This is a genomic window from Sporosalibacterium faouarense (assembly GCF_016765695.1).
Lineage (GTDB): Bacteria > Bacillota > Clostridia > Tissierellales > VENL01 > Sporosalibacterium > Sporosalibacterium faouarense.
Genome location: NZ_JAETGO010000020.1, coordinates 45,863 through 57,887 on the forward strand (window position 1 = coordinate 45,863; position 12,025 = coordinate 57,887).

Below are 12,025 nucleotides of genomic sequence, written 5' to 3' on the forward strand. Positions count from 1 at the left end.
CCTACTACTCTTTTAAGAAATCAACTACCATACTACAGAAAAGTTCAACTCCTATAGGTAATATATCTTCATCAATAGTATATTCTGGATGATGAATTGGTTTATTTATTTCCTTTTCTTCATTTTTAGTACCTAAGAAGAAAAACGTACCAGGAACCTTTTCTAGATAAAAACTAAAATCCTCTGCCCCCATTGAAGGTCTCTCTATCTCAAACACTTTTTCTTGCCCTAGAATGTCCTTTGCTATATTTTCAAAATAGCTAGTAAACTCCTTATCATTTATTGTTGCGGGATAATAATATTCATATTTAAAATCATATTTACATCTCATTGAGTTTGCAATGCCTGAAATTATACTTTCCATTCTCCTTGGAACTTCTTCTCTAATTTTAGGATTGAAAGTTCTAACAGTACCAGACAAATTGGCTTCTTCAGGTATAACGTTGAATCTATTCCCAGAATTAAATGAACAATTAGATATTACCGTTGAATCTAGTGGATCTAACTCTCTACTTACAATTGATTGTAAAGTGGTTACAATATGACTAGCTGCAATTATTGGATCAATAGCTAAATGAGGCTTAGCTCCATGTCCCCCTAACCCTTTAATTGTCATTTCATATCTATCAGCAGCAGCCATAATTGGTCCTTTACTAATTCCAACAAAGCCCGACTCTATTTCAGGCCAAATATGTAACCCAATTATAGCATCTACACTAGGATTTTCTAAAACTCCTTCTTCTATCATTTTTTCAGCTCCACCAGGACCTTCTTCAGCTGGTTGGAATATAAATTTTACATTGCCTTTTAAATGTTCTTTTATTTCAGATAATATTTTTGCCGTCCCTAAGCACATGGCTATATGACCATCGTGACTACAAGCATGCATAACCCCTTCATTCTGTGAAGCAAATTCTAATCCTGTTGCTTCCTTGATAGGTAATGCATCAATATCTGCTCTTATTGCAATTGTCCTTCCCACTTTATTTCCCTTTAAAACTCCTACTACACCAGTGGTGGCTACCCCCTCTTGAACCTCTAGACCCCACTCCTTTAATAATTCTGCTATTTTCTTAGCAGTTTCATGCTCTTGATATCCCAATTCGGGGTGTTTATGAAAATGTCTTCGTAAATTCACAAACAAGTCCTTTGAATTACTTATTCTTTCTTTTAATATCTCTTTCACTAAAATCCCCCTTCACTATTTTTCTCTTACTTATAATTAAACTATTCTTATGAAATATTTCTCAAATGTAAAGGTGTTTCTGTAATATTTAGCTTACAAAAACACCTTTAATACCTTATTATTAGTCTACTGGTATTTGTGACTCCTCAATAAATTTATTAACATGCTCTTTATCCTGTGGCTTAGTTAAAAGACTAGCTAATATAAGAACAATAACGTTTCCTAAAAGTCCCCATACTCCTGCGTGAATATCATAGAATGATACTCCAGTAATTACTATATAGAAATTAATACCTACACCTGTTAACAGTCCTAATATAGCCCCTTGCTTAGTTGCCCTAGGCCAGAAAAATACAGCAATCATTATAGGTAAGAACTGAACAATTGCTCCATATGCTCCTAATAATAATGATACTAAAGACTTTGCTCCAAATACTGCTATATAGTATGCAATACTACAGAATACTACTATTGCTACACGTGTTACTATCAATGATTTTCTATCATCCATATTTGGATTGATTATCTTCTTATGAAAATCAAACGTGTATACTGATGCAGCCCCATGGGTAATTGTGTCTGATGAGGACATTGCTGCCGCCAGTGTAGCAGCTGCCACTAATCCTAAAACAATCGCAGGAAGATTTAATTGGGTCAACATATATGGTAATATCTGATCAGCCGATTCTAAAGTACCATTTGCCACTATACCTATACCTGAAAATCCAATAAATAAAACTGGAACCATGAAAATAGCGAAGGTTGGATACAAAGCAACAGTTCTTTTTAATGTTCTTTCAGATTTTACAGTAAATGATTTCATGAATAGATGTGGCCACATTGTAAATCCCAGGATTGAAACAATTAAAGCCGACGAAAATGCTGGCCATGACATTTTTGCACCTATTATTAAATGCTCCGGATTAGAAGCTGCTATTTTTGTAAACATATCACTTACTCCACCATGGAATTTAATGGGTAGCCAGATCCCTAGAATCCATGCCATAACTAACATCATTAGACCTTGGAGAACATTAGTCCATGCAACTCCCCTTACTCCACTGGTAAATACATATACTAGTACAACACCATATGCAACTAATGCTCCTAGCCAAAATGGTATTAGTCCATCGGTTGTTACATTTAGTACATAGGCCATTCCTTTTAGCTGTAGTGCGATATATTGAATAAATGCTAAAATACTTATTATTGCCATAATTGCTGATAAACCCTTGGACTGAAATCTGTCTGCAACTAACTCAGCTTGAGTTACATAATTATACCTTCTTCCCATTCTATATGCCTTAGGTCCCCAAAGTAACCAAGGAATTAATCCCATGGCACAATAACCTAGTATATAAAATGAGGCAGCTCCTTTGGAGTATGCCCATCCAGGTCCTCCTAAGAATGCAAATGCACTAAATATAGCTCCTCCCATTAGAAAATACATAGTAAATGTAGTCAAGCTTCTTCCTGCTGTAACAAACTCTTCAACACTCTTATCTTTATTTAATCCTGCACGAATTCCCATCACCATTACTATTGCTAAATAACAAAATACAATAAGTAAAACTATTACAGTGCTACCCAAACTAATCACCCCCATACTCTTGATTATACTTGGTAATTGTACCAATGAAGATAATAACTATCCACATTACGACCCAGAACATACTAAGTGGCATTCCCAATATCATAGGCTTAACTCTATTTGCCAACAAATAAATAGGCCAGATTTGAGCAAGTCCACAGATAGTAAAATAAACAAACCAGAATATACTTCTTTTTTTCACTTTACTATCAATATCTTTTCGGAAGAAAACCAAACCAGTTTTAACCTTATTACTATTCAAATTATTCCCTCCCAACATATTTATTTGGTATAATCCTTTATTAAATAATATGTATGAAATTTTTGATTATTCTATTGGCAAGCCTTATTTAATAGTAATAAGTATAATAAATTAACATAAGCAGACACTAAAAAGAATGCATTTATTTCGCTAATATGGGTAGTCAATACCTAAAGCAATATTGTGTAAAGTTTTATATAAAATTAGATTCTCGTAACTCTAATATTCGTGAACTATATTCTTTAATTTCTGTTAATATAATTTCTGAAAAGGAAGCTAAAAAAGAAGGGAGATATGATGATAAATAGAAAAGTAATAAATGAAACAGGATGGAATCTTGACAATAGTTACTCTCGTCTACCTAATTTGTTTTTTTCTAATGTTAATTTAAATCCTGTGACCTCACCAAATTTAATTATCCTTAATCATTCTTTGGCTACATCTTTAGGCTTAAATATTCAGTACCTAGAAAGCAATAACGGTATAGCAATATTTGCTGGGAATCGAGCTCCAGAGGGATCTTTACCTATTGCTCAAGCTTATGCAGGACACCAGTTTGGACATTTTACCAAACTAGGAGATGGTCGTGCTATTCTACTCGGAGAACAAATTACTCCTCAAAATAATCGCTTTGATATTCAACTTAAGGGCTCAGGTAGAACCCCTTACTCTCGTAGAGGAGATGGGCGAGCAACTCTTGGTCCAATGCTAAGAGAATATATAATTAGTGAAGCAATGTATGGACTTGGTATTCCCACTACTCGCAGTCTTGCAATAGTAACAACTGGCGAGTCAGTAATTAGAGAAACTGAACTACCAGGTTCAATTTTAACTCGAGTAGCTTCAAGTCATATAAGGGTTGGAACTTTTGAATATGCTTCTCAATGGAGTACAGTTGAAGATTTAAAAGCTCTAGCTGATTATACAATAAAAAGACATTATCCCTACATTGATTCCGACGAAAACCCTTATATTTTATTGCTTCAAGAAGTAATTAAAAGACAAGCTAGTCTGATTGCTAAATGGCAGTTAGTTGGCTTTATTCACGGTGTTATGAATACTGACAATATGACTATTAGTGGAGAAACTATCGATTATGGACCATGTGCCTTTATGGATAAATATGATCCTGCCACAGTTTTTAGTTCTATTGATACCCATGGTCGATATGCTTACGGTAATCAGCCTACAATTGCAGCATGGAATTTGGCAAGATTTGCAGAAACTTTATTGCCACTACTTGATGGTAATCAAGAGAGAGCTATAGAAGTAGCACAAAAAGAAATAGCAGACTTTCACAAACTGTATCGTAATAATTGGATTAAAGGAATAAGAGCTAAATTAGGAATTTTTAATGAAGAGTCTCAAGATGAGTTTCTTATTGAAGAACTTCTTAATCTGATGAATAAGTATAATGCAGATTATACAAATACCTTTCTTGCTTTGACCTTTGACACATTAGATAATATGGATCTATTTAATACTGAGGAATTTAAAAACTGGTATAAAAAATGGCAAGAACGATTGGATAGACAACAGGAGTCAAAGGACTCTTCTCATCAATTGATGAAAGATAGTAATCCTGCTTTAATTCCTCGTAATCACAGGGTAGAGGAAGCATTAGAAGTAGCTGTTGAAAAAGAGGATTATACTGTTATGGAAAGACTGCTTCATGCTCTTTCAAAACCTTATGCCCATTTGCCAGAACAAGCTGATTATTCTACTTTACCTCCGCCATCGAATGAGCCTTATAGAACATTTTGTGGAACTTAAAAAAGGGCAATTAATAGCCCTTTTTGTATTACTTTTATCTACTTGCCCTCTACTAAAACTCAAACAAATGTCTTGAAAGAAGTCTCTTCTATTCTAATTTAGTACAGTTTACATTCCAGCTACCTCTTCTTCAGAATCTTCTTCATCAGACCATTGCTCATAATATTTTCTCAAATATATGTCTAGAGTATTAGATTCTGGAATACAGATAGGCTTGTTATTATTTTCTTCTCTTTTATAAGGACATCCCCCGTGACACATTGGTAATGAAAAACAATCATTGCATTCTTTTGGCCAATACTCATTTATATACTTTTGATTTCTCTCAGCATTATCATTTACATTATCAATAGTCCCTATAGCATACTCTTCTTTTCCTATCTCTTCCCAACATTTATACACTAATCCCTTTGGATCTACAACATAGGAATCCTTACTTTGAGCTCCACAAGCAAAATTTAATGGTGAGGGATAATATTTTTCAACATTAACATCATTCATGTAGTCGTCATATATATTTCTATAAAATGCTAAATACTCATTCATTGGAATTGATGTAGAACATCCACTTACACGAGCTAGAATTACCCAAATTCTATTGTTATTTGTATAATCTAAAGTGTTATATAGATATTGAAGCAAATCTTTAATTTCATTTTTATTCTTGTCATCAACGTTAACACGAATAACTATAATTATGTGTTTATATGCTACTTTTACATTATTCAATATGATTTCAAAACTATTTAAGTTGTCCAAAGAAATTCGTCGTTTATTATGACTCTCAGCGAATCCATCAATTGTAACCTGGGTTTCTCGTATTTTCATTTCCTTTAAAAACTTAGCATTTTCTTCAGTTAAAAGTAATCCATTTGTTATTATAGTTCCATGATATTCAATGTCCATATCCTCGGTAATCTTAATCAAAGGCTTACTTATATACTCTATCATTTTAATATTTAATAAGGGTTCTCCACCAGTCCATGTAACTTGGAGCTTTTCATAATTTCCTTCTGATATTCTTCTTTTTACAAATTCAATTATCTTATCACCAATAGCTTCATCTAAATAATGTTTATTTTTTTCTTCAAAGCAATAATAGCATGCCATATTGCAATCCAAAGTAGTAGCAATAGTAATAGAGAAGACATCATTTTTAAATCTTATATTTCTAGAAGCCTCTTGAAGGGATAGGAGTTCATCTAAATCTTTATCAACTATAAATCCCATTTCTAATAAATTTGTGATTATTTCTTCATCATACTTATTTACTTCATTTATATCTTCTAAGAATCCCTGTGTATCTTCATCTAATACAACAAAGGAACATTCCCTTGAATTAAAAAGTATAACTTCATTACTTTCTTCTAAAGGTACTGTTAAATTAAATCTAGACAGTTTATAACTCACAAAACTTCCTCCTTTATAAAACAAAGCAATTAAGATAATTATCTCAATTGCTTTGCTCTGTGTGAATTTTAATGGTTCAAAATTTCTTCTTATAATTGATGTTCTGGTAATGGATAATAGCACTTAAGGTTAGCTGCTTTTTTATTTCTTTTTACTATCTTCATTTATTTTCACCTCCTATTGATTAACACTAAAAAATCTAGTTAATATTACTTATATTAATTGTAAATTTCTTAACTATATTGAATTATATTTGAGCATAGTAAATAATATTCCATATTTTTTTAATACATTTTTATAGTTTTATATATTTGGACATCTGAAATAATCAAAATTGGCAAAAAAAGAACACCCAATGAATTTGAGTGTTAAATCTTATCTATTTTTCATCAATTTAATTAGTATTGTTTTTTAAGGTTAAATCACTAGATTAGCTTTTTAATAATCCTATAGATTTTAAAGGTTTAACTATTTTTTCTCCCATTGGTAGAAGTTCAAAATCCTTTGAAGTTATACTCCCAGATAATAATAATATTAACCCATAAACTATTGCACCTATTATAATTGCTAATATAGTTGTAATTTTCTCTCCTAATATTGGACTTAAATAACTATATGTGCTCCAAACAATAATCATCATAGTAATAACTGCTAGAATAGGCTTTAGAAAAACATTAACAACATTAATACTTATTTTAGTATGTTTCTTAACAGCTATAAAGTTTAAAATTGCAGCAACCATAAAAGCCAATACTGTTCCAATAGCAGCTCCTTTAACATTGATAGATTGTATTCCTGTTAAAGTGAAAGTCGCTACTATTTTTACTAATGACCCTACCATCAAATTTTTTACTGGTATATGGGGTTTGCCTAAACCTTGTAAAATGGCTGTTAATGACTGTACTAGTGTTAAAAATATTACACTAATAGAAAGAATTTTTAAAATCTCGCCTGAGCTTTTAATAGTCTCAATATCATTTGCAAAGTATAATAATTTCATAATAGGTGTTGATAATATAAAAAGTCCACAGGCTGAAGGAATTCCTATTAGTATTGTTAATCTAATACCTGCCAAACTCATTCTTTTTATACTATTATAATTTTTTTGAGCTAGTGCATGGGATATGGCAGGGACTAAGCTAATTGCTAATGCCAATGAAAATATCTGAGGAAAGTTAATAAGCGTCTTGGCGAATCCCCCTAGTTGCCCTAACAGACTCGAAGCCTCAATTGAAGAGTATCCAATTGATCTTAGCCTTCTTGTGACAATAATAACATCACTAAAATCTACTATTGGAACTATCGCTGCTCCGATAGTAATTGGCACTGCTATTGATAATAATCTCTTAGCAATACTTCTAGAGCTTTCTATTGAATTATCTAAACTTTGGTCTAAATCACTAATTATTCTTTTTCTCTTAAATAAATAAATTATTATTATACATATAGTACCTGCTATGGCTCCCACTGATGCTCCGAATGCAGCTCCTCCTGCTGCCTCTGGTAATCCAAAATCCACAAGGTACATAGCAAGCATAATTCCACAAATCACCCTAAATAATTGTTCAACTACTTGAGATATTGCAGTAGGTATCATTGTCTGTCTTCCTTGAAAATATCCCTTAAAGGTAGCCATTATAGGAACAAAAAGTAATGCAGGAGTTAATGCAATAAAGGAATAATACGAATTCTCATTTTGAATTACTCGACTGGCTATAAAATGGGAATTGAAGTAAATAAAAATAGAAGTGAAAATTCCTACTAAAGTCATTAAAACTAAAGATACCTTAAATACTTTATGAGATTCTCTATATTTTCCTAGAGCTCTTTTTTCTGAAACAACTTTTGCTATTGCAGTTGGAAATCCTGAAGTAGATATAGTTAGTAAAAATATATAAACAGGTGCCGACATTTGGTAATACCCAAGACCTTCATCTGTCAAAATATTACCCAATGGAATTCTGTAAAATGCACCAATTAATTTAACAATAACACCAGCTACACCTAGTATTGCTGCCCCTTTAATAATTTTTCCTTTAGTCATCGTGTATCCTCCATTTGTCCAGTTACCTATATCTTAAATAAACTCAAAAAAGAGTTAAGTAAACTTTAATTTAAAGAAATCTCGAATATATCTGTCTTCTCAATTCCTAAGATTCTATAAGTTATTAATATTTTCATAAATTACAAAATCTACATCTATATTATCATAGTTTAAGTTATTAGCAACTTGATTATGCTCATCTAATAAATAGACATCTTTAATAACTGGATTAACAAAGGATTCCCAGTGTATTTCATATCCAAGATAATACTCAACATCTTTTTCATATTTATTTATGTAAGAAGTGCTCACACATTGAAAATCACAAGTTATTACTATAACTGAGAAAGCTACAATAATTAATATTAGCACTAATGTTATGCTGGGATAAAGAATTTTTTTATTTATCTAATTAATTTTATTAACTTTATTATAGCAAATATTTGTAGATTGCAAAATATTTCAATTTTTGTTTTCCTCACTGATTCTAGCATACAATAATTCAATTCAAATGACCCCAAAACATATAAGTTCTTACTCTTTGAATTTCTAACGTACTTTATGATTTATACTTTTTTTATCCTTTCAATTATCCTATCTTAAATCAACCAATACGTAATTCCTATATTAATCTTACTAGTATATATCATAATATATCGATATCATCAGCATTGATCAGTTTAGAGGGGTTAATAGTTTAATTGTATTATCATACATTTTAATTAACCATAATCCAATGTCCCAAAATCAAGCTGAGCCTAAAGTTATACTCTAACTTTAGGCTCAGCTATTATATCTACTTATATTCAAACTTCTACTTATCTTTATCTACTAACTCTGTACACCTATCGTATACTTCCCTGTATTCCTCTTTTGTTTTAGCAGGAAGTGCGATATTATATTCTTCGCCAATAGTTAGTACCTTCTCAAAATTATCTAAAATATAAATACCTATCGATTGATTTTCTTCATTTTTAATCATTCCAAATAAATATTTGTTTTTCTTGCCATAGACCAAGTCTAATTCAATGGCTTTCTCTCCATTTATTGTTATACGACCATCAAATTTGTCACTCCAGAATGGTAAACTTCTTTTAAGATAGCCATCAATTTTGACATTTAGTCCTTCAACAATTTCTTCTGAACTTTTACCATATTTTATACCAACATACTCTTTTGTAACTCTGATAGGTTGTTTATAATTAACGTAACAAGATACTATTAAAACTATTATTAAGAGAACACCTATAGCATACTTTTTCTTAATATTCATATTACTCGTACCTATCACTTACAAATACATTGGCTAATATGCTTACTACTACATTTTTATTCATACTTCTTCCTCCTCATATAACCAGTTCTAATAAGACATTTTTTAATTATATTAAACTTAAATATCATAAGTCCCCACTAAATCCTACTAATATAATTACTTGATAGGATCAACTTTTTTAAATTAGATCTCTATATTAAGCATTTAATTTTAAGTTATAGTTTATTTCTTTCTTCAGAAGCTTGTACATCTTATCTTCTTCAAAACTCATAAGTCTATTTTCCCTCTCTTATTTAATTAGCACAAAGTTCCAATATAATTCAATATATTGTTTTTGCAAATTATTAATTTCTATAAACTAATCTTTTATCTTTTATTGTAATATATATTCACTAATTGTAAACAGGTTTATTTTGTCGCATTTTGTCAGTCATTAAATTTCTATTGTATTATTTGCGCAAATTTCAAGTTATTTCTCTTTAATGATTTTTAATATTAAAGAAATATTAATCATAAAAAGCTCTGGTAAGTCTACTTACCAGAGCTTTTTATGATTCTTCAAAACACTTATTTTTTTTAGGATATATAAGTTAGATTATCCTAGACAATTCTGCTGCTTCTGAAATAGCATTCACAGCCCTTCTTGCTTTTTTAGCATCTCCAATTACATAATAAGGCATATCATTTGTTTCGCAAAATTGCTTTATTTCATCATATTTCTTCGATTTAGAACCAATAGCAATTACTACATAGTCACAAGAAAGCTTTTGGGTTTCGCTACCTTTTTCAAGTTCAACGGAATCCTTGTTAATCTTAGAACATTTTGTACTAACCATGGTTTTAATGCCTTCAGAAGCTAGATTCTCCATTACGGACACTTTTCTCAATAATCCAAGATCTTTACCTACGCCATCAAGCATTTCCACTACAGCTATATTGCTAGATTTACTTTTTTCTGAAATGTATTCTGCTACTTCCAAACCAACTAAACCTCCGCCGATAATGACAACATTTCCTTCTGGCAATACTTTCCCTTCAAGTACATCAAAAGAACTGACTACGTGGGAAAAATCTGTTCCGGGAATATTAGGTTTTATCGGTTCTGCTCCAGTAGCTACAATGACTGAATCAGGAGATATTTCTTGCAGAACATCCGATGTTACCTTAGTATTTAATCGTATGTCAACTCCTAATTTCCTTGCCTGTTGTCCTCTTGAAATAGCAGCCTCTCTCATTTCGCCTTTTCTTGGTGCAAGTCCGGCTAATAAAAATTGCCCTCCTAATAGACCTGATTCTTCAAGAAGGATTGGTTCATGTCCTCTTAGTTTTAATGTAATGGCAGCTTCTAATCCGGCTAAACCACCTCCTGCAACCAGTACTTTTTTAGGAGAATTGGTTTTTACTATGGCGAACTCCTTTTCTCTGCCCACAGCTGGATTTCTCATACAGCTAATTCTTCTATATTCACGTGCTGTTAATCTATCATAACAGCCCTGATTACATGCCACGCATTTAATAATGCTATCTTCTTCCCCATCATATGCTTTCTTACAAAACTCGGAATCTGCTATCAAACCTCTGCCAATAACCACCATATCAGTTTTGCCGGAATCAAGAATTTCTTCAGCCTGATCGGGAGAATTAATTCTTCCAACACCAATGGTAATCATTCCAGTTTCTTCTTTGATTCTTGCAGCGTTATCAACATTAAAACCTTTGGGAACATCAATCGGTGGAACTTCAAGTTTCATGCCAAAATTATTTGTTCCTATTGGGAATTTATTTCCTCTAGACACATCTAAAACATTTACTCCTGCTTCCTTTGCCATATTACAGAATTTAATAATATCTCCTATTGTTAATCCATCTTCTACATAATCATCCTGTGATACAACACGCATTAGTAAAGGCATATCCTCTGGTATATTTTTACGAATGGATTCGATAATCTCTAGAGAATATCTGGCACGATTTTCTAAAGATCCACCATATTCATCTGTTCTTTTATTCATTGCTGCACTTAAGAAACAGTGAGGAGAATAACCATGGGCCACATGAAACTCAACACAGTCAAAGCCAGCCTCTACAGCACGTTTCGCTGCAGTTCCAAATGCATCGACTACGTCACGAATAGTTTCTAAAGACGCACCAGGAATAGTTTTGCCATAAACATTAGTATCGCTAGGAATAATAAACATAGCTTCCGGATCAGATAGCCCAGCTGCTGGTCCTCCTTGCCATAATTGCACACAAGCTTTACCTCCAGCTCCATGGATAGCACTTGTAAATTTCTTTAAGCCTGGCAAAAACTTATCATCCCATATGTGTAAAAGAAGATCTCTTGGGGCTGACGGTCCGTGTACAGAAGCGGCTTCTGTTATGTTTAGACCACACCCTCCTACCGTTCTAGCAACATGATAATCAGTGAACTCGTTCTGCTCAAGCAGAACATCGGGGCTTCAGATGGAGACTCCACTCCACCT

General features: G+C 32.2%; 9 protein-coding genes. 1 reads left to right on the forward strand and 8 read right to left on the reverse strand.

All coding sequences use genetic code 11. The annotated features are described in order from the left end of the window. Positions 1-4: 4 nt before the first annotated feature. The 3 genes from JMO20_RS02875 to JMO20_RS02885 form a co-directional block, all read right to left on the reverse strand. A complete protein-coding gene (locus JMO20_RS02875) occupies positions 5-1,186 on the reverse strand; it encodes an amidohydrolase (protein WP_202708002.1) in 1,182 nt (393 codons plus the stop codon). A gap of 121 nt (positions 1,187-1,307) precedes the next feature. Then, a complete protein-coding gene (locus JMO20_RS02880) occupies positions 1,308-2,777 on the reverse strand; it encodes a sodium:solute symporter family protein (RefSeq protein WP_202708004.1) in 1,470 nt (489 codons plus the stop codon). A 1-nt stretch (position 2,778) separates the two neighbouring features. Then, positions 2,779-3,039, reverse strand: coding sequence for a hypothetical protein (locus tag JMO20_RS02885; protein WP_202708006.1), 261 nt, complete (start codon positions 3,037-3,039; stop codon positions 2,779-2,781). 297 nt (positions 3,040-3,336) lie between these two features. Here JMO20_RS02885 and JMO20_RS02895 point away from each other — a divergent pair, with 297 nt between their 5' ends. Further along, the gene (locus tag JMO20_RS02895; RefSeq protein WP_202708009.1) at positions 3,337-4,812 is read left to right on the forward strand and encodes a protein adenylyltransferase SelO; all 1,476 of its coding nucleotides are present in this window, start codon (positions 3,337-3,339) and stop codon (positions 4,810-4,812) included. A 108-nt stretch (positions 4,813-4,920) separates the two neighbouring features. Here the strand turns inward: JMO20_RS02895 and JMO20_RS02900 are convergent, their stop codons facing one another. The 5 genes from JMO20_RS02900 to baiCD form a co-directional block, all read right to left on the reverse strand. Next, complete coding sequence (locus JMO20_RS02900) at positions 4,921-6,222, reverse strand: radical SAM/SPASM domain-containing protein (protein WP_202708012.1); 1,302 nt, start codon at positions 6,220-6,222, stop codon at positions 4,921-4,923. 430 nt (positions 6,223-6,652) lie between these two features. Continuing rightward, on the reverse strand, positions 6,653-8,266 hold the full coding sequence (locus JMO20_RS02905; RefSeq protein ID WP_202708013.1) for a putative polysaccharide biosynthesis protein: 1,614 nt from the start codon (positions 8,264-8,266) through the stop codon (positions 6,653-6,655). 114 nt (positions 8,267-8,380) lie between these two features. After that, positions 8,381-8,638, reverse strand: coding sequence for a hypothetical protein (locus JMO20_RS02910; RefSeq protein WP_202708014.1), 258 nt, complete (start codon positions 8,636-8,638; stop codon positions 8,381-8,383). A 442-nt stretch (positions 8,639-9,080) separates the two neighbouring features. Then, positions 9,081-9,539 carry a hypothetical protein gene (locus JMO20_RS02915; RefSeq protein WP_202708016.1) on the reverse strand — a complete coding sequence of 153 codons (459 nt, stop codon included), beginning with the start codon at positions 9,537-9,539 and terminating at the stop codon, positions 9,081-9,083. A gap of 593 nt (positions 9,540-10,132) precedes the next feature. Then, positions 10,133-11,989 (reverse strand): bile acid Fe-S flavoenzyme BaiCD, encoded by a 1,857-nt coding sequence (baiCD, locus tag JMO20_RS02920; protein ID WP_202708024.1) that lies wholly within the window; start codon positions 11,987-11,989, stop codon positions 10,133-10,135. Positions 11,990-12,025 lie beyond the last annotated feature (36 nt).